Source organism: Chryseotalea sanaruensis (assembly GCF_003990915.1).
Lineage (GTDB): Bacteria > Bacteroidota > Bacteroidia > Cytophagales > Cyclobacteriaceae > Chryseotalea > Chryseotalea sanaruensis.
The window spans coordinates 26,446-50,877 of record NZ_BHXQ01000003.1; the positions used below are offsets into that span (position 1 = coordinate 26,446).

Annotated in this window: 25 protein-coding genes; 21 read left to right on the forward strand and 4 right to left on the reverse strand. The window is 38.2% G+C overall.

The window, feature by feature from the left end; all coding sequences use genetic code 11:
- Positions 1-5: 5 nt before the first annotated feature.
- The 3 genes from SanaruYs_RS07940 (at position 6) to SanaruYs_RS07950 (ending at position 3,413) form a co-directional block, all read left to right on the forward strand.
- Entirely contained in the window at positions 6-1,103 is a 1,098-nt protein-coding gene (locus tag SanaruYs_RS07940) for a Nif3-like dinuclear metal center hexameric protein (RefSeq protein WP_127122022.1), read from the forward strand.
- Positions 1,103-1,915, forward strand: a complete 813-nt coding sequence (locus SanaruYs_RS07945) for a zinc ribbon domain-containing protein (RefSeq protein ID WP_127122023.1) — start codon at positions 1,103-1,105, stop codon at positions 1,913-1,915. Before SanaruYs_RS07940 ends, SanaruYs_RS07945 begins: the two co-directional genes overlap by 1 nt.
- Positions 1,916-1,982: 67 nt before the next feature.
- Positions 1,983-3,413, forward strand: a complete 1,431-nt coding sequence (locus SanaruYs_RS07950) for a tetratricopeptide repeat protein (RefSeq protein ID WP_160118612.1) — start codon at positions 1,983-1,985, stop codon at positions 3,411-3,413.
- Here the strand turns inward: SanaruYs_RS07950 and SanaruYs_RS07955 are convergent.
- Positions 3,392-4,015: a histidine phosphatase family protein gene (locus tag SanaruYs_RS07955; RefSeq protein WP_127122025.1), complete on the reverse strand. Its 624-nt coding sequence runs from the start codon at positions 4,013-4,015 to the stop codon at positions 3,392-3,394. The genes SanaruYs_RS07950 and SanaruYs_RS07955 overlap by 22 nt on opposite strands.
- 118 nt (positions 4,016-4,133) lie before the next feature.
- Between SanaruYs_RS07955 and SanaruYs_RS07960 the strand changes: the two genes are divergently transcribed.
- The 10 genes from SanaruYs_RS07960 to SanaruYs_RS08005 all read left to right on the forward strand — a co-directional run bounded on the left by SanaruYs_RS07960 (position 4,134) and on the right by SanaruYs_RS08005 (position 13,353).
- Positions 4,134-4,559 carry a hotdog fold thioesterase gene (locus SanaruYs_RS07960; protein WP_127122026.1) on the forward strand — a complete coding sequence of 142 codons (426 nt, stop codon included), beginning with the start codon at positions 4,134-4,136 and terminating at the stop codon, positions 4,557-4,559.
- Positions 4,549-5,796: a chorismate-binding protein gene (locus SanaruYs_RS07965; RefSeq protein WP_502697143.1), complete on the forward strand. Its 1,248-nt coding sequence runs from the start codon at positions 4,549-4,551 to the stop codon at positions 5,794-5,796. Before SanaruYs_RS07960 ends, SanaruYs_RS07965 begins: the two co-directional genes overlap by 11 nt.
- A 2-nt stretch (positions 5,797-5,798) precedes the next feature.
- Positions 5,799-7,523, forward strand: a complete 1,725-nt coding sequence (gene menD / locus SanaruYs_RS07970) for a 2-succinyl-5-enolpyruvyl-6-hydroxy-3-cyclohexene-1-carboxylic-acid synthase (RefSeq protein WP_160118613.1) — start codon at positions 5,799-5,801, stop codon at positions 7,521-7,523.
- Positions 7,513-8,337, forward strand: coding sequence for a 1,4-dihydroxy-2-naphthoyl-CoA synthase (gene menB / locus SanaruYs_RS07975; RefSeq protein WP_127122029.1), 825 nt, complete (start codon positions 7,513-7,515; stop codon positions 8,335-8,337). The genes menD and menB overlap by 11 nt, the downstream gene beginning before the upstream one ends.
- A gap of 146 nt (positions 8,338-8,483) precedes the next feature.
- Positions 8,484-8,861 (forward strand): TerB family tellurite resistance protein, encoded by a 378-nt coding sequence (locus SanaruYs_RS07980; protein WP_127122030.1) that lies wholly within the window; start codon positions 8,484-8,486, stop codon positions 8,859-8,861.
- Between the two features lie 4 nt (positions 8,862-8,865).
- Complete coding sequence (locus SanaruYs_RS07985; RefSeq protein ID WP_127122031.1) at positions 8,866-9,966, forward strand: AMP-binding protein; 1,101 nt, start codon at positions 8,866-8,868, stop codon at positions 9,964-9,966.
- A gap of 187 nt (positions 9,967-10,153) precedes the next feature.
- A complete protein-coding gene (locus SanaruYs_RS07990; RefSeq protein ID WP_127122032.1) occupies positions 10,154-10,861 on the forward strand; it encodes a YebC/PmpR family DNA-binding transcriptional regulator in 708 nt (235 codons plus the stop codon).
- Positions 10,861-11,613: an outer membrane beta-barrel protein gene (locus SanaruYs_RS07995; RefSeq protein ID WP_127122033.1), complete on the forward strand. Its 753-nt coding sequence runs from the start codon at positions 10,861-10,863 to the stop codon at positions 11,611-11,613. The genes SanaruYs_RS07990 and SanaruYs_RS07995 overlap by 1 nt, the downstream gene beginning before the upstream one ends.
- A 250-nt stretch (positions 11,614-11,863) precedes the next feature.
- Positions 11,864-12,688, forward strand: coding sequence for an outer membrane beta-barrel protein (locus SanaruYs_RS08000; RefSeq protein ID WP_127122034.1), 825 nt, complete (start codon positions 11,864-11,866; stop codon positions 12,686-12,688).
- Positions 12,685-13,353, forward strand: a complete 669-nt coding sequence (locus tag SanaruYs_RS08005; protein WP_127122035.1) for an SDR family NAD(P)-dependent oxidoreductase — start codon at positions 12,685-12,687, stop codon at positions 13,351-13,353. Before SanaruYs_RS08000 ends, SanaruYs_RS08005 begins: the two co-directional genes overlap by 4 nt.
- A 2-nt stretch (positions 13,354-13,355) precedes the next feature.
- Here the strand turns inward: SanaruYs_RS08005 and SanaruYs_RS08010 are convergent, their stop codons facing one another.
- Positions 13,356-14,063 carry an SDR family oxidoreductase gene (locus SanaruYs_RS08010; protein WP_127122036.1) on the reverse strand — a complete coding sequence of 236 codons (708 nt, stop codon included), beginning with the start codon at positions 14,061-14,063 and terminating at the stop codon, positions 13,356-13,358.
- Positions 14,064-14,120: 57 nt separating this feature from the next.
- Here SanaruYs_RS08010 and SanaruYs_RS08015 point away from each other — a divergent pair, with 57 nt between their 5' ends.
- The 8 genes from SanaruYs_RS08015 (at position 14,121) to SanaruYs_RS08050 (ending at position 21,657) form a co-directional block, all read left to right on the forward strand.
- Positions 14,121-14,861 (forward strand): MlaE family ABC transporter permease, encoded by a 741-nt coding sequence (locus tag SanaruYs_RS08015; protein WP_127122037.1) that lies wholly within the window; start codon positions 14,121-14,123, stop codon positions 14,859-14,861.
- Positions 14,858-15,610 (forward strand): ABC transporter ATP-binding protein, encoded by a 753-nt coding sequence (locus SanaruYs_RS08020; RefSeq protein WP_127122038.1) that lies wholly within the window; start codon positions 14,858-14,860, stop codon positions 15,608-15,610. The genes SanaruYs_RS08015 and SanaruYs_RS08020 overlap by 4 nt, the downstream gene beginning before the upstream one ends.
- A gap of 13 nt (positions 15,611-15,623) precedes the next feature.
- On the forward strand, positions 15,624-16,346 hold the full coding sequence (locus tag SanaruYs_RS08025; protein ID WP_127122039.1) for a carbon-nitrogen hydrolase family protein: 723 nt from the start codon (positions 15,624-15,626) through the stop codon (positions 16,344-16,346).
- 511 nt (positions 16,347-16,857) lie between these two features.
- On the forward strand, positions 16,858-17,046 hold the full coding sequence (locus tag SanaruYs_RS08030; RefSeq protein ID WP_127122040.1) for a hypothetical protein: 189 nt from the start codon (positions 16,858-16,860) through the stop codon (positions 17,044-17,046).
- A complete protein-coding gene (locus SanaruYs_RS08035; RefSeq protein WP_127122041.1) occupies positions 17,046-18,380 on the forward strand; it encodes a carboxypeptidase-like regulatory domain-containing protein in 1,335 nt (444 codons plus the stop codon). Before SanaruYs_RS08030 ends, SanaruYs_RS08035 begins: the two co-directional genes overlap by 1 nt.
- The gene (locus SanaruYs_RS08040; protein WP_127122042.1) at positions 18,380-18,988 is read left to right on the forward strand and encodes a hypothetical protein; all 609 of its coding nucleotides are present in this window, start codon (positions 18,380-18,382) and stop codon (positions 18,986-18,988) included. Before SanaruYs_RS08035 ends, SanaruYs_RS08040 begins: the two co-directional genes overlap by 1 nt.
- A 1-nt stretch (position 18,989) precedes the next feature.
- Positions 18,990-19,490 carry a TlpA family protein disulfide reductase gene (locus SanaruYs_RS08045; protein ID WP_127122043.1) on the forward strand — a complete coding sequence of 167 codons (501 nt, stop codon included), beginning with the start codon at positions 18,990-18,992 and terminating at the stop codon, positions 19,488-19,490.
- Positions 19,483-21,657: a peptidase domain-containing ABC transporter gene (locus SanaruYs_RS08050; RefSeq protein WP_160118614.1), complete on the forward strand. Its 2,175-nt coding sequence runs from the start codon at positions 19,483-19,485 to the stop codon at positions 21,655-21,657. Before SanaruYs_RS08045 ends, SanaruYs_RS08050 begins: the two co-directional genes overlap by 8 nt.
- Before the next feature lie 74 nt (positions 21,658-21,731).
- Here SanaruYs_RS08050 and SanaruYs_RS08055 read toward each other — a convergent pair whose 3' ends face one another.
- Together SanaruYs_RS08055 and SanaruYs_RS08060 are read right to left on the reverse strand one after the other, a co-directional pair.
- The gene (locus SanaruYs_RS08055; protein ID WP_127122045.1) at positions 21,732-22,499 is read right to left on the reverse strand and encodes a succinate dehydrogenase/fumarate reductase iron-sulfur subunit; all 768 of its coding nucleotides are present in this window, start codon (positions 22,497-22,499) and stop codon (positions 21,732-21,734) included.
- 2 nt (positions 22,500-22,501) lie between these two features.
- Positions 22,502-24,424, reverse strand: a complete 1,923-nt coding sequence (locus SanaruYs_RS08060; RefSeq protein WP_127122046.1) for a fumarate reductase/succinate dehydrogenase flavoprotein subunit — start codon at positions 24,422-24,424, stop codon at positions 22,502-22,504.
- Positions 24,425-24,432: the final 8 nt, after the last annotated feature.

Genomic DNA, 24,432 nt, shown 5'->3' on the forward strand with positions numbered 1-24,432 from the left:
CTCAAATGAAGATAAAGGAAGTCATCAACTATTTGGAAAGCATTGCCCCCCGAGCCTATCAGGAGCCTTATGATAATTCGGGATTGTTAACCGGAAACGCAGACAACGAATTAAGCAATGCATTAATAACACTTGACTGCACCGAAGAGGTGGTTCAAGAAGCAATTGACAAAAAATGCAATTTGATTATTGCCCATCACCCCATTGTCTTTAAAGGTTTAAAAAAACTGACAGGGAGCAATTATGTGGAGAGAACCATTATTTCAGCCATAAAGAATGACATAGCCATTTATGCTATTCATACTAATCTTGATAATGTTAACCGTGGTGTAAACAAGAAAATTGCCGAAAAACTGGGCCTTCAAAATGTCCGTATTCTGCTTCCAAAACAGGATAGTTTGTCAAAATTGGTCACATTTATTCCCCAAACTCATGCAAACGAAGTGCTCTCTGCCCTCCACGATGCCGGAGCAGGGCAAATCGGGAATTATAAAAATTGCAGTTTTATTGTAGAAGGGACAGGTAGTTTTCAACCTAACGAAATGGCCAATCCGAATATTGGTGAGGCTGGCAAACAGGAAAAAGTTGATGAAATTAGGGCAGAAGTGATTTTCCCGAATCATTTAGAGAAAAACATATTAAAAGCGCTCAAACAAAGCCATCCCTATGAAGAAGTAGCTTATTATATAAGCAGCTTACACAATGAAAATCAGGAAGTTGGCTCTGGAATGATCGGAGAATTACCTGAATCGCTGGAACCAAAAGCTTTTTTAGCTCATTTGAAGAAAAGTATGGCTTTAAAGGTAATTCGACACACCCCACTCGTTAATAGAAATGTGAAGAAAATAGCCCTTTGCGGAGGTTCTGGAAGCTTTTTGCTGAAAAATGCCATTCAAGCTGGAGCTGATTTCTATGTATCGGCCGACTTTAAATACCATGAATTTTTTGATGCTGAAAATCGTTTAACCATTGCAGATATAGGGCATTATGAGAGCGAGGTTTACACTAAAGATTTGATAGGTGAGCTTTTAACCAAAAAATTTCCTACTTTTGCAGTCAATTTTTCCGGAACTATCACGAATCCAATAAGTTACTACCTCTGATGGAAACACAAACCGTAGCACAGAAACTCGAAGCACTTGTAAAACTCCAAACAATCGACAGTAAAATAGATGAACTGAAAAAGTTAAGAGGCGACCTGCCAGACGAAGTACAGGATTTGGAGGATGAAATTGAAGGATACAGAACACGTTTAAGCCGCTACCAAACAGAACAAAAGGACTTAGACGAAAACATTAAAAAGAACAAAGAAGCCATTAAAGAAGCTGAAAAGCTGATTAAAAAATACCAAGAGCAGCAAAAGAACGTTCGCAACAACCGCGAATTTGATGCCATCACAAAAGAGGTTGAATTACAAGAGCTTGAAATCCAGATCTCTGAGAAGAAAATCAAGCAGTCGAAAGACGAAATTACCCGCAAAAAAGACGAACTCGATAAAATAGAAGCTCAGGTAAACGAGCGTGCCGAGCACCTCAACATAAAGAAAAAAGAGCTGGATGGCATTTTAGCTGAAAGTCAGGAAGAAGAAGTCAGACTACTTGCTGAACGTGAAAAAGCCACTAAAAAAATTGAGGATAAGAATTTATTAAAATACTACGAGCGTCTTCGCGGAAGTCTTACCAATGGCTTGGCTGTTGTACGTGTAGTGCGTGGTGCAGCCGAAGGTTGTAACATCGTTATCCCTCCTCAAAAAATTGCTGAAATCCGCGAAAAGAAGAAGATTGTTATTGATGAACACTCTGGTCGTATCTTAGCCGATGTAGATATTGATACATTGGATGAAAGCGACAAGCCTAAATCAGCGAAACCTGCAGTTACCGTTGTACCAACGCGCAGAAGAAAAACAGCTGAATAAGTTAATGCTATTCATCAAGCGAAGCAAAGCAATCGCTTTTCAATCAATATTAAAAAAGGCAAGTCTCATGGCTTGCCTTTTTTGCTTTTACTCAAATGTTGCAGCTCAGGATATTCTATCCATTCCTCAAAGTAAAGCGCATGATCTGGCGCTTAATATGCAATGGACCGAAGCCAGAAGTCTTGTTAAAGACAATAATGCTTATTCAATTTATATCACTAGCCTTTGCAACACCCTCGAATTATTAATTAATGAAGACAAGCGTTTAGTAGAACCTTACGAACTAATCTTCGATAAACAACTGGCTTATTTAGACAGTCAGCCTGTTAGTGCTGAAGTGTTGTTTGCTCAAGCAGAACTACACCTGCAATTGGCTTTCGTATACCTCAAGTTTGAACGAGAATTTGATGGCGCTTTTAAATTGCGAAAAGCATATCAACTGGCAGCACGTGGCCGAAAAAAATATCCGAATTTTTTGCCAATGCTTAAAAGTCATGGCCTATTACAAATATTACTAGGTGCTGTACCTGAGAAATACAATTGGGTATTGCGCATGATGAATATGGAGGGCTCAACCCAAACCGGATTAGCAGAACTTCAACTACTAAGTAATTCCAACACCTTTACAAATACCGAAGCCAGTATTTTTCTTGCGCTCATTCACGGTTATGTAAGACAAGAACCTATGATCGCCAAAACCTACATCACACAACTCATTGATGAAAATTCTTCCAAAGACATTATCAGTTTTGTTGGGGCTACACTTGCACTAAAAAATAACAATGCCGAGGAGAGTCTTGCATTACTCAAGACCCTTACACCTGATGATCTCCCTGCTATTGATTACCTGACGGGTGAGGCCTTGTTGTATAAGGGTGATTATGAAACTGCCATAAAATCGTTTCAACAATACATTAAACATTTTAAAGGAAACAGTTTTTTAAAAGATGCGCAGTTTAAAACAGGCATCTGTTATCAATTGCAAAATAACCAGACTAAAGCCATAGAACATTATGATTTAGCACGCGCTATATCACACGAAAATACAGAGGCAGATAAATATGCAAACCGAGTGCTTAACTCAACGGATGGCATCAATTCAAAATTGACCAAAATTAGATTCCTAACGGATGGAGGATATTATGATGAGGCCAGGCAAGCAGCCCAACAAATTAGCCCGTCAGACATACCAAGCATAAAGGAGCAAGTAGAGTATTACTACCGACAAGGGCGACTCGCACATCTTTCAGGTAAGGCAAATGCAGCACGACTATTTTATGAACAAGTAATTGATATGAGTGGGGATCCAGATACCTCTGAATGGTACTTTGCGCCAAATGCCTGTTTACAACTTGGTTATTTAAAGAAGCAGACTGATGATACATCAGCCGCCAAACGTTACTTCACACAAGCCATCGCTTATAAAAAGCATGAATACAAAAACAGTATTGATGCTAAAGCAAAAGCTGCCTTAAGTCAACTTAAAACACTTAAATGATCTGTATTATTGTATTGCACTACCGAAAACATACTGCCTGTATAGTGCACTTGATATAAACACAAATTCTGATGTTCGAACATATCCATCCCTTTCAAAGGATAGTTTAACAACAAACAGAGTAGAATACGTATAGCCCTGCCATGCATGCAAATAAGCACTGTTTTTTCATCAGGCTTACTCATGATGTAATCCATGGCGCTTTTAAGTCTAGCTAAAACCTCATCCGGGCTCTCTCCTTTCTCAATCCGAAGAGAAGTATTCCCTAGTTGCCATTGCTTCAGCATATAGTGATAATACTCGTCCTCCTCAGGTGTTATAGGCTGGCCTTCTTTATTACCCCAGCTTATCTCATTTAAACCTGCCAGTTGTTCGTATACAATGCCTTTGTCTAAAAACTGTTGCACTGATTGCACAGTTCTTTGTAAGGCCGAGGTGTAGATTTTATCAAAAGGGACAGTCTCGTAGGCCTTAAAAAAAGCAGCCGCCTGAGCACGGCCCAAATCGTTGAGGGAGCTGTCCACACCACTCCCCTGCACAATGCCGCGCAGGTTAAAATCGGTTTGACCGTGACGTACGATATAGATTTTTTTGGGCTCCAATTTTGGCTAATTTGCCCAGCCATTTAAAATAGGTATGGCTTAGCGGGCGCAAGTATAAGAAGATATCCGGTATTTTCTGGGTTTTTGGATGACTGACCGCCAAACAAAACAGACACAAATGAGCATTTTTAAAGAAGGCATCACGGTACATGCACTTAACAACCTGTCTCCCAATACAATGGTGGAACACTTGGGCATTGAGTTTACAGCTATTGGTACTGATTTTATTGAAGCAAAAATGCCTGTAGACCATAGAACCCATCAGCCCCTTGGCTTGTTACATGGAGGTGCATCTGTTGTATTGGCCGAAACGCTGGGAAGTGTGGCAGCAACCTGCTGTGTTGATATGAGCAAACAATATTGTGTTGGACTGGAGATTAATGCAAACCATATTAAAAGTGCCAGAACCGGTTTTGTTACTGGTGTGGCAAAACCCATACACATCGGTGGAAGAACTCAGGTTTGGGAAATAAAAATCCATAACGAAAAAGCTGAGTTGGTGTGCATTAGTCGTATTACCATGGCGGTAATGGATAAGAAATAGAAAAGAAAATAGAATTGGGATCGTGTCGATGAAATCCACAGAATCTGCAAATACACAAAAATTAAACGATAAAAAGGCGTGTTGGCAACTACTGCTCAATCATGCTTTTACCAATGGCGATGCCGTTGCATTATGGCGCTTACCCAACCAGGAAATACAACAACTCATTATTTCAAAAACTGAAAAGCAGCTTAAAGAAGATGCTGTTTTAGAAGATTTGAGTGAGGGATTTATGCTGGCACCATTTATGGCAGAGCATCGTACTTTTCTGTCTGCCGATTATTATTTTCGTTTCTCAGCGCAAACTTTAGAAGAGCCTGAATCTGCTACAGAAACTAATGCCCATGCCTGGTTGAAACAATTGAAGCCGATTGATACACCACCGGCATTTTACGAAAAAGGTAGTGCCGTAAAAGTAACTTCTATTAAAGGCAATTATATTAATCTGGTGAATGAAGCGATTCAACTCATTAAAGCCGGATCAGCCGAAAAAATTGTCCCCTCCCGAACCAAAACCATTGAGGCTTCAATAAACTTGTTAGAAGCTTTTGATACACTTTGCCAGCGCTACCCTACAGCCATGGTATCGCTGATTAGTACACCCAATCATGGAACCTGGTTGGGTGCAACCCCAGAACTATTGGTATCCCTTGAAAATCAACATATATTTAAAACGGTAGCATTAGCGGGCACAAAAGCATGGACACCCGGAACAGATAGCAAGAATGTGGCTTGGACACAAAAAGAAATTGAAGAGCAGGCATTAGTAGAACGTTACATCATCAGTTGTTTTAAAAAAATAAGGCTTCGTGATTACGAAGAATATGGTCCTAAAACCATTATTGCAGGTAATCTAATGCACTTGAAAAGTGATTTTAAAGTAGACATGAAGGAGACCAATTTTGCACAATTGGGCACAGTTATGCTTAACCTCCTCCACCCTACTTCAGCCGTTTGTGGTATGCCAAAAGACTTATCGCTTGACTTTCTTTTAAAAAATGAAGGTTACAGCCGCGAATTGTATAGTGGCTACCTAGGGCCTGTAAACATCCAGCAAAACACAGAATTATTTGTTAACCTCCGTTGTCTGCAATGGAAAAAATCTTCTGCTCAATTATATGCGGGAGCTGGAGTAACTATAGATTCCGTTCCTGAAAGAGAGTGGGAAGAAACTGAGATGAAAATGAATACGCTTTTAAGTGTAATTTTTGAAAACTATACGATATCAACACGCTAATTGTGCAGCCCATTTATAACATAGCAGAGATTTGTGCTCAAAAAAGAGTTAAGCATGTGGTACTATGCCCTGGCTCTCGTTGCGCGCCACTTACACTTGCTTTTAGCCGACAAGGAAGTTTCAGCATAAAAGTGTTAAGTGATGAACGAAGCGCAGCCTTTGTTGCATTGGGCATGGCGCAGCAAAGTAAACAAACTGTTGTGCTCATCTGCACATCAGGATCTGCTCTTTATAATTTTGCACCAGCAGTCGCGGAAGCTTTCTTTTCAGGAATTCCATTACTCATACTTTCTGGTGACAGGCCAACAGAGTGGATTGGACAACAAGATGGCCAGACTATTTTTCAGCAAGATATTTTTGGTAAACATGTAAAGCGATTCATTCAATTACCACAGGAATATGCGCACCCGGATAATATCTGGACGATTAACAGATCGGTGAATGAAGCTTTGAACCTGGCTAACAATGAACAGCCGGGACCCGTACACATTAACGTACCTCTTCGTGAGCCTTTATACCCAGTCAATAATCAACCAGTACATTTTGTAAAAGATGTTCGTATAATCAATAACACACCGAAGGAGTTTCTGCTAAGTGATGAAAGTAAAGCCTTACTCATAAAGCATTGGAAACAATACAATAAAGTGCTGATTGTGGCAGGACAGCAGCCTGCAAATCGCGCCTTAACGCAATTACTTCAGTTCAATATTGAAAAGCACAACCTGCCTGTATTAGCAGATATCATTTCCAATCAACATAAATTAATACAAGCCATCAAACATGCCGATGCCTTTTTAGGTCAGGCACCCGATAGTTTAAAAGAGTCGCTTCACCCTGAATTGCTGATTACTTTTGGCGCTGGTATTATTGCCAAACAGGTAAAACTGTTTTTAAGAAAACATAAAGCCATTGTGCATTGGCATATCGGTACTGAAGAACAACAAGCAGATACTTATCAATCGTTAACACACACTGCCTCTGTTTCACCAGAAAGTTTCTTTAATTTCCTGAGTACACTCGATAAAAAAGAAAGCTTCGACAAACAAAAAAAAGAAAACTATCAGCAAGTCTGGCAGTTGGAAGAGCAAAAAGCACAAGCACTGATTTCAGGATTTTTCCCTGCCGAAATGCTGGGTGAATTTGAAATGGTAAATGAAATCATCAAACAACTACCAAACGACACAAACCTCCACCTTGCCAACAGCATGAGTGTACGCTATGCCAATTATGTTGGTTTAACAGAAAAACATAGTAGCACTGAAATATTTGCTAACCGAGGCACCAGTGGTATTGATGGTTGCACTAGTACGGTGGTTGGTCATTGCTTGGCTAATCCTGAAAAATTACAGGTGTTAATTACTGGTGACATCGCTTTCTTCTACGATAGAAATGCTTTTTGGCATAGCTACGCATTACCCAATCTTCGCATTGTGCTGCTTAACAACCATGGTGGCGTTATTTTTAAATTGATTGATGGCCCTGCTGACTTAAAAGAAGTTGATGAATACTTTGTAGCTAAGCAAAAACTGAGTGCTAAATATTTGTGCGCTGAGTATGGAATTGATCATTTGGTCATTGATTCAAGAAAGAAAGTAAACAATCAGATAAAAAACTTTTTTGAGAATGATGGAACACCAAAAATTCTTGAAATAGAAACGGACACTAATCTGAACAAAACTATATTTGAAAGCTTTAAGAAAAAACTAAAAGAACGCTATGAATCTTAAATATCCCTGGCAACCCATCAAAGAATACAAAGAAATTCTTTTCCATAAGTATGATGGCATTGCCCGCATCAGCATTAACAGACCACAAGTACACAATGCTTTTACTCCACTCACTGTACAAGAAATGATTGACGCCATGAATATCTGTCGTGAAGACATGGATATTCGAGTGATTATTTTAACTGGAGAAGGCGGAAAAGCTTTTTGCAGTGGTGGCGATCAAAGTGTGCGTGGTCATGGTGGTTATGTGGGGCAAGATGCAACACCTCGTCTTAATGTTCTTGATCTTCAAAAAATGATCCGATCAATTCCGAAACCTGTAGTAGCTGCAGTTGCCGGTTGGGCTATTGGTGGCGGTCACGTGTTGCATGTAGTTTGCGATCTTTCTATCGCTGCAGAAAATGCAAGATTTGGACAAACGGGTCCAAAAGTAGGCAGTTTCGATGGTGGTTTTGGTGCTTCTTACCTCGCGCGTGTGGTCGGCCAAAAGAAAGCCAGAGAAATCTGGTATCTATGCGATCAATATGATGCACAGGAAGCGTTAGACATGGGACTTGTTAATAAGGTAGTTCCATTAGAAATGCTTGAGGAAACTTATGTGGCCTGGGCGAAGAAAATGATAGCCAAAAGCCCGATTGCCTTGCGCATGCTTAAGTCTTCGTTCAATGCAGAATTAGACGGTCAGGCCGGTATACAGGAACTTGCCGGAAATGCGACACTACTTTACTATTTATCTGAGGAAGCGAAGGAAGGTAAAAATGCCTTCCTGGAAAAACGCGACCCAGATTGGTCAAAGTATCCTAAGTTCCCATAAGGGATTTAATCCCCATTAACCGCCATATTCAGAAAAGTTGCAGTGTAGACTTCTGAATATGGCGGTTTTTCTTTTTTAGGAGCTTTACTTTATAGTTTAAAAAACTGAAATTAGGGCTCGTTCGTATAAGGCGAATAAAATATACCATGCAAATTGAACAAAGAGAAATTTACCGCGCCATCGCTGAAATGGCTTACGTGATTGCTAAAGCTGATAAAGGCTTAAGCGCTGAAGAGCGCATGACCTTCAATAAAATTGTAGAAGAAGAACTCGATTTCAATTCATGGGTGGCTCAAAGTCGTTTTGAGTTATTGGATGAAGTAACACAGCCCAGTATCGATATTGCTTATAATGAAGCATTACACGATTTAAAAAAATACAGAGATCATCTCACCCCAGAATTAAAAGCAACGGCTATTCGCGTTATGCAAAAAGTTGCAGAATCATGCAGTGGTTATAGTGAAAAAGAAAAACTCATTATAGACCGCTTTAAAAGTGATTTAAAAAATTTGACACTTATCTGAGTAGATGCACTATACACATACGCATCTTTCGTTAAACAATAAATCTGTTGCCCTTTCATCTATCCAACAAGGAAGCGTTACATCAGAGAGTGATTTTGAAAAAGCGAGCCTTGATTTTATACATCGCTGGCTAAATAATCAACAAACTTTTATTCTACAAACCAGTGGTTCAACCGGAACTCCTAAAAAAATAGAAGTTACACGCGAACAACTTATTGCCTCAGCTTCGGCAACTATTAAAGCATTAGAATTAAAAGAACATGATCAAGTTTTAATCTGTTTATCAACCCAATACATTGCCGGTATCATGATGCTAGTGCGTTGTCTGGTTGGCAATCTCAACATTACAGCAATAGAACCTACCGCCAATCCATTAAATTTACTACCGCCTGACGCTGAATTTGATTTCGCTGCATTGGTTCCCTATCAGGCCGAAACCATGTTTACCGAAATGGATTTAAGCTCGTTTAAAAGAATCAAAAAAATAATTATAGGAGGTGCTCCTGTGTCTTTGAAGCTTACTGAAATATTAAGCAAAGCAGAAAGTGACATCTATCAAACCTATGGTATGACGGAAACCCTCTCCCATATTGCATTACAAAAAATTTCAGGTGTTGATGCGACTCATGCATTTAAAGCTTTGCCAGGTGTAACGCTAAAACTGGACGCAAGAAATTGCCTCGTTATTCAAGCAGATTATCTTCCTGAAGCTGTTGTAGCTAATGATGTTGTCGAAATGATTGGTAACAATACATTCCGTTGGCTAGGAAGAGCAGACAATGTGATTAACTCAGGAGGCATTAAACTTTACCCTGAAAAATTAGAGAAGATAGTAGAGCATACTTTCTCTTCTCTATCCATAAACAACCGCTTTTTTGTTTGCGGCACACAAGATGCAAAACTTGGTACAGCGGTGAGTTTGATTATTGAAAGTGCCAATAAAGTTGATGAGATCGCTCTGCTTCAGCAATTACGTAATCATTTGCAAAGCCACGAATTACCTAAAGTAATCCTTTATACAAAAACCTTTGAAATGACCCCAACTAATAAAATAAATCGAGTGGCTACATTGAGGAAATATGGCATGATTACAAATTTACAGTAGGCAAACGTGGCAGCGAGCAATAAGCCGATGAAAATACTGGTCTGCTTTAATTGCGATTCCTCATTTTTCTCTTGCAAAGTGCCCATTGTTAATTACGGAAATAATATAATAAAACTAAATTGTCATGAAATTGGGTCTTTGAGGTATGGTCAAAGCCTTCTATTTTTGTCAATCTTAATCGATTCTTATGGGACGTGTATTTGAAAAACGTAAGCACAAGATTTTTGCTCGAAACGCTAAAATGTCTAAAGCCTTTACCAAAATAGGTAAGGAAATAAACATTGCTGTAAAAGCCGGAGGCGGTAATCCTGATACCAATTCAAAGCTTCGCACGATTATACAAAATGCAAAGGGCTTAAATATGCCTAAGGACAAGGTGGATGCTGCCATTAAACGTGCCACATCAAAAGAAGATAAGGACTATCAGGAAGTGATCTATGAAGGATACGGACCACATGGTGTACCTATTCTGGTAGAATGTGCTACCGATAACCCTACCCGTACTGTTGCAAATGTGCGCCTTGTTTTTTCTAAAAAGAATGGCAGTATGGGCAATTCAGGTTCAGTTGCTTTTATGTTCGAACGTAAGGGCGTCTTCAAGTTCGCGCCCAATGTTTTAAACCTTGAAGAATTAGAACTGGATTTAATCGATGCGGGTGCTGAAGATATTGAACAAAATGAAGAGGAAACCGTAATACATACCAAGTTTACTGACTTTGGTTTAATGGTTAAATTCCTGGAAGATAAAAAAATAGAAGCGATCAGCGCTGAACTACATTACCTGCCCACTACCACTAAAGAACTAAGTGAGGCGGAGCAGGATGAAGTATTAATACTTATTGATGCTTTAGAAGATGACGATGATGTACAAAATGTATATCACAACCTTGCGTGATGAAAAATATTATAACTATCTGTGCGGCTTTACTCATAATGAATATGAGTTTATTTGCGCAACAGGTAGACCCTGATAATTATAAGCTTGAAGAACCGATCAATAACATTTCAGGTTACTTCTACCTGGGGCTGGAAACTGGTATACCGGGCGGACAGCTTAAACAAAATCTTAAAAGTGATTTCGGAGAAGTTACGTTTGGTTTCTCTTCAGGTCTGGGATTAAATCCTTTCGGAAAAAAACGAGAATCTCCTCTGCTATTCGGCATTGATTTTTCGATCCACACTTTTGGCAGGGATAAAACAACTGATCCTGTCACTGATATTCGTTATAAAACATCTTATAACAAATTTTTTGTAGGTCCCGTGGCTCGCATTTATTTTCCAGTAAGGGGTAAGTTGGCCATTTTTGCCGAAGGTATGGCAGGAGCCCATGTGATGAATAGTAGAATTAAAATTGACCAGACTATTTTTGACAATAATGAAGAGGAGATTTTAATTGATAGCGAAAATGATGGGAGTCTGGGCTATGGTTTTGGAGTAGGTTTGCATACCAGAAAACAAGACAGCAGTGATGCTGAATTTCCGCAAGCCCATGCCTCATTTTTTATGAGACTAAGTTACTTATCTGGTGATCGTTCCCGACATATAGAAAGGGGTTCGGTTAGTGTTATTGATGATGTGCTTACATACCGAACAGCTTACACGGACACCGGATTAATTCAATTAACATTAGGAGTTATACTCTACTAATCCAATGTTGTTTAGTTAAGCATCCTTATTTATTTCCTCTATTGGAGAGGAACGAAAGTGAGGCCCTAAAAAGGGCTTATATAAAGGCCATTGCTCTACTAATCGCTAAAATCCGTTAATAATCGAAATCAGTCGTATTCTACCTTAACCAACTGTAATTAATTGCTATTTTGCAGGGTATAAAAAACCGCTACCCTCTTTGCCAGTGAACCCTCTGTTGGATCGCCCGCATTTATTAATTCTCTTTCTGATGTTCGCATCAACGGCTAGTTATGCCCAAAAAGAGATAACCTATTCTGTGGGGGCTTTCGGTGGAATCACCTCCACATTCACTTTTGATGATGGTATCAGTATTGACCCACGATACCAAGCCAAATATGGAGCTAATTTTGTCCCTGGAGGCATACACCTAGGCGTAGATTACATGGGCTTTGGCTTCATGGTTGATCCACAGGTAACGCAAATCGGCCAGACATTTAATGTACTCAACACACAACGTGGGCAAGTGGGCGAGCGAAGTGTAAATATTACATACTTCCAACTTCCGTTTTCCTATAAGAAGCATATTATCGATTTATCGTTTTTTAAGGTAAGCTTTGTGGCAGGCATCAGTTATGCGCAATTATTAAATGCTAATGAAACCATCACTCATAGTGCAAGCAAGCTAAAGTTCCCTGCGGCAGTTTACTCAATCTTACCTGACGCTTATCAAGTAGAATATGATGGTGTGGTAAGCCCGCAAGTAAGTAATCTTGAAACGTTAAAAAAATCGGACTTTAAAATGGTACAAGTAATAGGATCTTTGGGTATCAGATCTGACTGGGATATCACAGATCATGCACGGCTTTCTTTTGACTTTCGTGCTAACATGGGTGCTTTTGATCCCCGATCTGCTGATTACCTGGATAGAGCAAATAATAACCAAAGGATATATGAAATCGGAGGTGATAGAAGGGACTTATTCTTCTCATTAACACTTGGGTATGCGCGATATCTTTTCATAGAAAAAAAGCCTAAACCAAAAAAGATAAAACATTTTGTTTCGTACGGGCCTAAACGCAAAAAGCCGAAATGATGAAACCTGTTTGTGTTGTTAGCGGAGCAGCTGGTAATCTAGGCTTAGCCCTTGTGAAAACGCTACAAAGACATTTTTTTGTTGAGGCCATTGTACGGACAGAGCAATCTTCCAGTGAAAAGCTTCACTACAACCAACTTGATCTTACGGATGAAGACGCTGCGCAAAAGTTTGTAATGAATTGTGTGCAAAAGCATAAAAAAATTCAGGCTGCAGCACTTGTTGCTGGTGGTTTTGAGATGGGTGATTTGTCTGATTCAAATTATACAGCCATTGAAAAAATGCTTTCCTTAAATTTTAAAACTGCCTATACACTTATTCGACCTGTTTATCAGCACATGCAAACCAGCGGTGGTGGTAACATTATAGTAATCGGCTCTAAAACTGCGCATCAATTGGAAACGGGCGGCTTTGCAGTAGCTTATACGCTTTCTAAAGCTATGCTAATCAATCTGGCTCAAATCCTGAATGCTAACCGTAAGGAAAGCAAAGTAACTATTCATGTTATTGTTCCAGGAACTATCGATACACCAGATAATCGTCAGTCAATGCCTAATGCTGATGTTAGTAAATGGGTTACCCCTGAAACATTGGCTGATAAAATTGTTGAGTTATCCGCATCTCCATTTAATTTGGAAGCGCAAACACTTCATACTTTTTACTAGTATTAGATGTCTCCTAACTGTGGCCGAATTAAGATTTCCTCCACCACACTTCTTTTTGAAATGGCATTGCAGGCGTATACAGTAGCTGCAACATCTTCTGCACTCATAAACCTGTCCTCAGGTAAATCCACACCATCCCAACTGGCCGTTTTGGTGGCCCCTGGTAATACAGCAGTTACACGAATATCAAAAGGTTTTAATTCTTCACGTAAACATTTAGATAAACCTAGCATGGCAAATTTTGTGATCGCATAACTACCACCATTTGCATAAGCCTTAATGCTGGCTATGGAGCAAATGTTAAAAATATGCCCGGCTTTAGCTTCAAGCATGGGTTGAATGAGCCCTCTGGTTAAATAATAAGCACTGTACAAATTTGCATCAATCATACTCTCCAGTGTTCCGTCAGGTTCGGTTGCAATGTCACCAGGCGCAAAAAAGCCTGCGTTATTCACCAACACTTCAATAGGTCTGTTTAGGGATTTTATAAAGGCTGCGAAATCGTTTACCTGTTGTTTAACAGCCATATCTGCCTGAAAAATATACAGTTTGGCTCCAATAAATTTATTTTCCACCTCCTCTTTCATTGTAGTGAGGTCAGCCTGTTTACGCGCACAAATAACTGCATCAAAACCATGCTTAAGAAATTCTTCTACAATTGCCCGGCCTATACCTTTAGTGGCCCCGCTTACAACAATGAGTTTATTCATAAAATGCTGAGTAAGATAATTTTTCTACCTTAGCAAGATAGTTATACCCCCTTTGTTATGAAGTTTTTTTATGAGGTAGGCCGTTATTTTATCTTCTTGCGGTCTCTTTTTATTAACAGAGAGTCGTTTAAAACCTATTATCACCTTGTGTTAGAGGAGTGTCTTTCCATCGGTGTAGGTTCACTTTTTCTAGTGGTACTGGTCTCTACCTTTATTGGGGCGGTGTCAACTGTACAAACTGCTTATAACCTGGTAAGTCCGCTTATTCCACGTTATGTTATTGCTCAGGTAGTTAGGGAAATGACTGTATTGGAATTGGCACCAACTATTATGGCGATTATATATGCCGGAAAAGTTGGCTCAAGTATGGCAGGTGGCTTAGGTACCATGCGCATTACAGAGCAGATTGATGCGGTTGAAGTGATGGGGATAAATTCTATCTCCTACCTTGTTCTTCCGAAAATCATTGCCTCTGTACTCATGTATCCACTGCTGGTGGTTATTGCAGGTTTTTGCTCATTATTTGGAGGCTACCTGATTGGCGCTGCTACAGGGATTATCACCCCACCAGAATACATTTTTGGTATTCGATTCGTGTTTAATGAGTTTACAATCACTTTTGCACTTATCAAGTCCGTTGCTTTTGCCTTTCTTATTTCTTCTATATCATCTTTCAAAGGGTTTTATACACAAGGCGGTGCATTAGAGGTAGGTATTGCTACCACAGGCGCTGTAACCAATAGTGTTATCGCTGTGCTCATTGCCGATTATTTACTCGCTCAATTATTACTGGCATGATTAAGATTAAAGATATTTCTAAATCATTTGATGATAAAGTGGTCTTGGAATCCATTAGTGGTGAATTTCAAAAAGGAAAGTGTAACCTCATCATTGGTTCCAGCGGTACAGGCAAAAGTGTATTGTTAAAATGCATCGTTGGTTTAATCGCAGTTGATGGAGGTAAAGTATTTTACGATATGCGTAATTTCTCAGATGCCGACCATGATATGAAAGCCGAGATCAGAAGAGAAATTGGTATGCTTTTTCAAGGTGGTGCACTTTTCGACTCAAAAACAGTTGAGAAAAATGTGATGTTCCCACTAGACATTTTAACAAAAATGAAACCTGATGAAAAAATTGATAGGGTTAATTTTTGTCTGAAGCGCGTGGGGTTAGAAAATGTTGGTAAAAAAATGCCTTCGGAAATCAGCGGTGGTATGAAAAAGCGCGTGGGTATTGCGCGTGCAATTGTAAACAACCCTGCCTACCTATTTTGCGATGAACCTAACTCTGGTCTTGATCCACAAACCTCTATCCTGATTGACGAACTTATTCAGGATATCACTTATGAATTAAATACAACGACAATAGTGGTTACCCACGATATGAACTCAGTAATGGGTATGGGCGATAATATTATGTATCTGTACAAAGGACATAAATTATGGGAAGGCAGTAAAGATGATGTTACACATTCAGGTGTAAGAGAACTGGATGATTTTGTTTTTGCTAATAAAGTGATGAGTGCTCTAAGGGATAAACTTTAAGACAACTCGCTTTATGAGAATAGGCTTAGCTCAAATTCAATCGTTAAGCGGAAATCTCCAGTACAATTTCGATCGTCATATTAAAGCAGCAGAAAAGGCTCTAGAGAATCGCGCTACCCTTGTAGTCTTTCCTGAACTGTCTTTGACGAACTACGAAACAACTCTTACAAAAGAATCAACTACACCATGTGATGAATTAATCAATTCATTTCAAACATTCTGTAACAATCAACAGTTTAGTATGGCGGTAGGCAGACCCATTCAATCAAAAGATGGTATCGGAATCGGGCTTACATTAATACAACCAGATAAATCACCTTCTATCTATTGCAAACGCTATCTGCCTGCTGATGAGGAACCTTACTTTACACAAGGCAAAGAAGAAGTAGTTTGGTTGTTAGACAATGAGTGTATAGCGCCAGCGATTTGTTATGAATCTACACTTGCTGTTCATGCACTTAAAGCTCAAAAAATGCAACCTAGCATTTACTTAGCCAGTGTTGCAAAATCAGCAACAAGCCTAGATAAAGCGCAAGCGCATTATGCTAACATAAGTAGAGAACATAATTGGTGGACGCTACTCGTCAACATGATCGGACCTGCAGATAATTTTGTTGGAGCAGGTGGCAGTGCTGTTTGGGATGCTTATGGAAACAAAGTCGCTTGTCTTGATAATTCAGAAGCCGTTCTATGGATCGATACAATAACCGCGGAAATTGGCATTCATTCCCTATAACCAAGCCATCAAATACATTCTTTAAAAAAAAGAACTAGCAAATCTAAAGGCTACTTCGTTACTGTGTTCAATTAACCAATCACAAGTACTATTTTACTTCTTAAATATTGGACAGAGATATCAAATCCCTTAACTAACAAATTGCTAATCTAACTATTTCCCTAAAATTTATCTGACCGTTATTTGCTCCGCTGAAGAGCACTGCGAGTGATAGCCTTAATAGTTAAACATTTGTTACTTCAAACTTAATAACATCCAAACGAATTAGCAGTTTAATAAAAAGAGTATTCATTAAAATATTTTCAAATAATATTAATCATTAAAATAATTTGAGCTTTTAAAAACATTAATCGAACTAATGAAAACTAAAATCATTTCGCTTACAAAATATTTCCTGTCTAAGATTATATTTTTTTACATAACATTTTTTAATTCTCACAAAATGTAATAATGTTGATTAAGGTTTTCAGAGAAACTGGAAAATAAACAACTAACCAAAACCAATTTACTTATGAAAACATTAATTTTTTCTCAGATGGCAAAACTTGAGGGTGGTGTAGAACGCCCCGAGTATTGTGCAACACTTGGTATGATCATTTGCAACAATCCTGTAACCGATGCAATGGCAAATGCATGGAACTCTAACTGCGGTGACTATGGATATTCGCTCCCTTGCGAACAAATTGCAGGCGCTGAATAATGTTATCATGCAATTTTAAATTACTAGGAAGGCAGGTTAGTATTTTTATCCTGCTTTCCTTATTATCATCTACGGTTTTCGCACAAGCCTACACATCAAAAACAAGCTATACAATTTTAGGTATAGTAAAGTCTTCATCTGATAGCACAGGTATAAGCACTGCTCATATATTTATACCGAATAAAGTGATTGGTACAGTTACAAATTCAGCTGGGGAATTCGAATTGAAAATTCCTTCAGATATCTCACCAGTTGAATTGAGTTTTTCTGCTATAGGTTATAAACTGAATACAATACTTGTTAACACAGATACGATCATTACTATTTTTCTGGATGAGTCTATTTATCAGCTTAATGAAATTATTATAACTGGCAATAAATTTGATTCTGCTTCATATATTTTTGATACCGCAATAGATCGTATAAAATTCAACTATCCACGCAAGCCACATCTTATGGAGGGATTTTATAGAGAAATTTCCATGAAGGATACAATTGTTGGAAGACTTATTGAAGCAGCAGTATTAGTGCAAGAGAGCGGTTACACTAAAGAATTCTTTAAAGGAAAAGCGCTTGAAGAGACTAAAAACCGCATCAAAGTAGTTGAACTGCGGAAAAGCGATGATTTTATGGAATATGATTTAATGGGGAAAATATATAAACTATTACTCGGTGAGAAAAATGAGTTATACATGACATTAAGAAAAAATTATGTTAGGGCCTTTGATACAAATGTAGAGCAATACATGCTTTCATATGAAAACCTTAAAAAATATGATATGCATTACATAGGACAAGGTTTTTGGGGTAATGAAATTGTCTACATACTATCACTAAGCATACCTCAGGTTTTTAGAGTAGAGAAAATACGTTTTTATATAAACAAAACAGATTTTGCATTTGTAAAAATAGAAAAAACAGGTGTTCCAGGTAAGAATTGGGAAGGAAGCGGAGTGAATTTAATTGAAGGCAAATATTTTGATAAAGCCGAAGTTACGTACAGGAAAATAACAAATAGATATTTTCCAACTTTTATTCAAAGCATACAATCAGCTTATGGAGCCAGCTCAACAGCAACCTTAGAGGATAAAGAAGTAAAACAGTTTACTAACTCGGTTCTATTACTCATAAATATTTATGAAGATGATTTTTCCAAAATAAAATGGAAAGAAGTTGAGAGCCAGAATGAAGATCTTTATACTAAAGACACGCCTTACAATGAGAGCTTCTGGAATAACTTTAATACCGTAAAAAATAATCCTTTAAAAAGAGTACCCAATGAATTAGAAAAAGAGAAAAGCTTAGAGGATCAGTTTAAGAGAAAAAAGAATTAATGATGCCAAACTGGAAAATTACGCTGCCCTTGTTTCTGCTTTTATTATTTATAACTAGATATTATGATTTCTTCTACTTATACCTACCAGTAAGATCTTTTACTTTGGGTGGAGACTATGAGCCGACAATGTACAGCTTTGTTATCTATAATTATTTATTAAAGCTACTCTTCTATATATTTAAGTTTTTAATAATTGCTATAATTTTAAGCGGTGGAATATTCTTAGAAGGAAACACCAATAAAACGCAAATAGCATCACTAAAAGAATTGATTTCACTGGCAATCTTAGGTGAGTTTGTTTTTTTTATAGAATATCTTACTAAGTTTATTTATCTAACATTCATTTATACTGAATATAGATTGATCGACTATGAGAACTTCTACCTTTTCTCGTTATACAAACTTTTTGATATTGAAAGCACATCAAACTTAGCCTTTCTATTTCAAACACTAAACATATTTGAATGTGGCTACATTATTGTACTCATTTATGGTATGTATATACTCCAATTTACTAACATTAAAAAGTCTGCTCTTGTGGTTTTATATTCATACGGAAGTATGCTAGTGATTTGGATACTTGTCATGACTTATTTTAAACTGTAGCATGAGGAAGCTAATATTGATCTTAGTCATCTCGGTAATCGCAATATTATCTTTGTTAATCTCCTTAAAACAAAATAAAGTTAAGCAGCTGAAAACAATAATACCCGAATTTACGCTGACTACGTTAATTGGAGACACCATAATATTCAATAAAAGTAATTTTCCAACAAAGCTTATTTTGAATTTCTACAGCTATGACTGCACACTCTGTATGGCAGAAATAAGCGATATTATCTCTTTTAGTCGCGAAAATAGTATCCCAATATTGTTTATTAGTGCCGATTCACTTGGAACAATAATCTCATTTACTGAAGAATTAAAATCGCAAGGGATTAGTGATGAAGATAAAATTTCATTTGCAAGAGTATCACTTCAGGATGTTTATGGGGTATTTGGGAGTCTGGCAGTCCCACAAAGCGTTCTCTTTGAAGAAGGTCTTAAAATTAAAATGGTTAAAAAAGGCATCCTATCACGTAATGATCTTCTCAAATCATTTGAATAATCTCCACCGTAAGACATTCAAGCGTCAACAAGGTAAAGCCGATTGTGGAATAGCTTGTCTTGCATCAGTTATAAGTTATTACCATGGAAATCAATCTTTGGAAAGGTTACGCGAATTAAGTGGAACCTCTAAACAAGGTACTACCCTACTCGGTCTTTACCAGGCAGCAACTCAACTAGGCTTTAAGGCAGAAGGATATGAAGCTGAAAGTGTAGAAAAACTTAATGAAATTGACAAACCTGTTATCCTACATGTACTGATCAACAATAATCTTCATCACTATTTTGTCTTCTATGGTTTTGACAAAAAAGGAAGAGCAATTATTGGTGATCCCGCAATTGGTATTGTTTACTACTCAAAAAATGATCTAAACACGGTGTGGAAAAGTAAGGCCTTGTTAAAACTTACACCAACTGTTTCTTTCGAAAAATCTATCACTAAGCATCAAGTTAAAAAAGAATGGATCTACACTCTTTTAAGAGAAGATATAAGGATGTTGCTTGTTTCTTTGTCTATTGGGTTAATTCTTTCTACGCTCAGTCTAACAATGGTCATTTTTTCACAAAGGTTAATAGACAATATTCTACCGTCAAAAAATAAAGAAAATCTGGTACTAGGTATAGTTATTGTCGCACTCCTTTTATTTTTCCGCAACCTCCTTGCATATTTCAGAGGAAAACTTTTACTCCAACAAAGCATAAACTTTAATAATCGAATTGTTAATACCTTCTTTAGTAAACTTTTAAGGCTCCCAAAATCTTTCTTCGATACAAGAAAAATAGGGGAATTGATAGCGAGACTAAATGACACAAGGCGTATTCAATCGACAATTAGTTCAATTACTGGAAACGTAATTATTGACCTTTTAATCGTCATTATTCTTTTTCTGTCAGTTTTCTTTTACTCTATAAATATTGGGCTTCTACTTTTAGGAAGTCTGCCTTTCTACGTAGTCCTAGTTATATCTTTCAATAAAAGAATTGTTTCCTCACAAAAATCTGTCATGCACCAATATGCTGAAACAGAAAGTAATTATGTAGATACTATTCTAGGAATATCCTCCATTAAATCAAATAACAGAGAACACTTCTTTGAGGTAAAAAGTCAAAGGATTTATACACTATATCAAGAAAAAGTTTTGAGTCTTGGGAAGCTAAACCTGAGATTTGGCCTATTCTCTGAGTTTATAAGTGTTGGTATCACATTTTTAGTTTTATTATGGTCAGCACACATGGCTTTCTCAGAAATCATCAAAATTGGGGAAATGATGGCAATACTTTCAATTTCAAGTAGTATTATTCCTGCCATCAATCGGCTTGTTATTGCTAACACTCAAATTCAAGAGGCATTAATAGCGTTCGACAGAATGTATGAATTCGCATCAATAAAACCAGAGTATTCTTCTCATATCTCCAAGTTTGACAGCGCAGAAAAAGAAGCTAACCTTACAATTACCAATTTGTCATATAGATTTGCCGGGCGAGACCAGTTATTAAAGAATATTTCATTGCAAATAAATACAGGTAAGATAACTGTTTTAATGGGTGAGAGTGGAAGTGGTAAAAGTACCTTGCTACAAATTATTCAAAAATTCTATAAACCAGAATCAGGAACAATTCTTTTTAACAACCAACTTTTTCAAGAAGTGTCTTTTAATTACTGGCGTAGTCTTATTGGTGTGGTACCTCAAAATATAAAAATTTTTAATGGTGATTTGTTGTATAACATCACATTAAGTGATAATCCAGATGACCATAAGTCGGCATTATTGGTTTGTCATGAAACTAAGCTTGATGTATATTTCAATTTGTTTCCTCAGGGCTATCAAACAATTCTTGGAGAAGAGGGTGTGAACATTTCAGGGGGCCAAAGTCAGATTTTGGCGTTAGCAAGAGCTTTATTTAGAAAACCAAAATTGTTAATTCTCGATGAAGCTACATCGGCAATGGATCGGAAAACTGAAAATAACATACTTCAATTAATATTATCGCTGAAATGCAACTTAGCTATACTTCTGGTAACACATCGGATTAAAATTGCGCAGATAGCTGATCAGATTTACATACTTGAAAAAGGAGAAATATCAATTCAAGGAACTTTTGATGAACTAATCAAGACGGACTATTTCTTAAATGAAATACCTATCGTTAATAGCTTATTCAATTAATCTTTTACGCTATAGTAAAGCCATAAAAAAAGGGAGTTTACACTCCCTCAATAAATCATAAAAAACAAGAAAGTTTAATCTCCACCCTTCACAGCCACTTCATAAGAAGTTGTAATAGCTGAGAAGTACTCGCGGTTCATGCGTGCAATATTAGTAATGCTAATGCCCTTAGGACATTCGGCTTCGCAAGCACCTGTGTTGGTACAAGCACCAAAGCCTTCTGCATCCATCTGGGCAACCATTTTCTCTACACGCTCTTTGCGCTCAGGTTTACCCTGCGGTAAAAGTGCGAATTGAGAAACCTTAGCACTGACAAACAACATCGCTGATGCATTTTTACAAGCCGCTACACAAGCGCCACAACCAATACAGGTTGCTGCATCAAATGCTTCATCAGCAATCTTTTTAGGAATCGGAATTTCATTTGCATCTGGTACACCACCAGTGTTAACAGAAACATAACCACCTGATTGCTGAATACGATCAAATGCACTGCGATCAACTACTAAATCTTTTACTACAGGAAATGCTTTTGCTCTCCATGGTTCAATAGTGATGGTCTCACCATCCTTAAAGCTACGCATGTGCAACTGACAGGTAGTAGTTTGCAACGGACCGTGTGGGTGACCGTTGATGTATAAACTACACATACCACAAATACCTTCACGGCAATCATGATCGAATGCAATTGACTCCTCCCCTTTTCTGATCAGGTCGTTGTTTAGTACATCCAACATCTCTAAAAAGGACATGTCAGGCGAAACGTGTTCAGCCACATAGGTTTTAAAAGCACCTTTGCTGTTGCTGTCTTTTTGTCTCCAAATCTTTAACGTAATCTTCATAATTATTTATAGCTACGCTGTGTCAACTTAACATTTTCAAAAATCAATTCTTCTTTGTGCAATTGCTCAGGTTGGTCTTCACCCTTAAACTCCCATGCAGACACATAAGCGTACTCATCATCTTTACGCTTAGCTTCACCATCAGGAGTAGCTGATTCTTCACGGAAGTGGCCCCCGCAAGATTCTTCACGGTTATAGGCATCGTCTACCATCAATTCACCAAGTTCAATCAAGTCTGCAACACGCAGTGCTTTTTCTAATTCTTGATTTAATTCTGTTGCTCCGCCTAGCACTGCTACATCAGACCAGAACTCTTTTTTCAAGGCCTGTATCTTAGTCTTGGCTGTTTTCAAACCTTCGGCATTACGCGACATACCGCAATATTCCCACATAGTAAGACCTAACTCACGGTGGAATTGATCTACTGTTTTCTTGCCCTTGATAGAAAGTAGTTTATTAATGCGACTGTTCACCGTATCAACAGCTTCTTTAAACTCAGGGCGATCAGTATTTACTTTTTCATAAGGCAAACCTGACAAATAATCACCAAGCGTATATGGAATAACAAAATAACCATCAGCAAGACCTTGCATGAGCGCACTAGCACCTAAGCGGTTTGCACCGTGGTCAGAGAAGTTTGCTTCACCTAAGGCATACAGACCAGGAATTGTCGTCATTAAATTATAATCTACCCACAAGCCACCCATTGTGTAGTGAACGGCAGGATAAATCATCATCGGCCCTTTGTACGGATTATCACCTGTAATCTGTGCATACATATCAAACAAGTTACCATACTTGGCACGGATAGCAGCTTCTCCATCGCGTTTAATTGCATCAGAGAAATCCAGGAATACGGCTAAACTAGTAGCGCCCACACCGCGTCCTTCATCGCAAACAGTCTTTGCATTTCTGGATGCTACATCGCGTGGCACAAGGTTACCAAATGATGGATACTTTCTTTCTAAGAAGTAATCTCTTTCAGATTCAGGAATGGACATAGCTTCCGTGGCTTTCAAACCAGGCTTGGCTACTTTAGGTACCCACACACGTCCATCATTACGAAGCGACTCACTCATCAGCGTAAGCTTAGACTGGTGATCGCCTGAAACCGGAATACAAGTAGGGTGAATTTGTGTAAAGCATGGATTGCCAAACAATGCACCTTTTTTGTGCGCTCTCCATGATGCGGTTACATTAGATCCCTTCGCATTTGTAGACAAGTAGAAAACATTACCGTATCCACCAGTACAAAGCAGTACAGCATGTGCACTATGTGTTTCTATTTTACCTGTTACCAAATCTCTGGTAACAATACCTCTGGCTTTACCGTCTACCAAAACAACATCAAGCATTTCTGTACGGTTGTACATTTTTACTTTTCCGTTTGCAATCTGGCGGTTAAGGGCACTGTAAGCACCAAGTAGTAATTGTTGTCCGGTCTGGCCGCGTGCGTAGAATGTTCTTGAAACCTGCGCACCACCAAAAGAACGGTTAGCAAGCAAGCCACCATATTCGCGCGCGAAAGGAACACCTTGCGCAACACACTGATCAATAATGCTTACGCTTACTTCGGCCAAGCGATACACATTGCCTTCACGGGCACGGTAATCTCCACCTTTTATAGTATCGTAGAATAAACGGTAAACGCTGTCACCGTCATTCTGGTAATTCTTTGCTGCATTAATACCACCCTGCGCGGCAATACTGTGCGCTCTTCGCGGGCTGTCCTGAAAACAAAAAGCTTTTACGTTATAGCCCAGTTCACCAAGAGAAGCAGCTGCTGAAGCACCTGCTAAACCAGTACCGACTACTATTACGTCATACTTACGCTTATTGGCTGGGTTAACCAACTTCACATTAAACTTATGCTTTGTCCATTTTTCGGCCAATGGGCCTTCAGGAATTTTTGAGTCTAACTTCATATATTTTA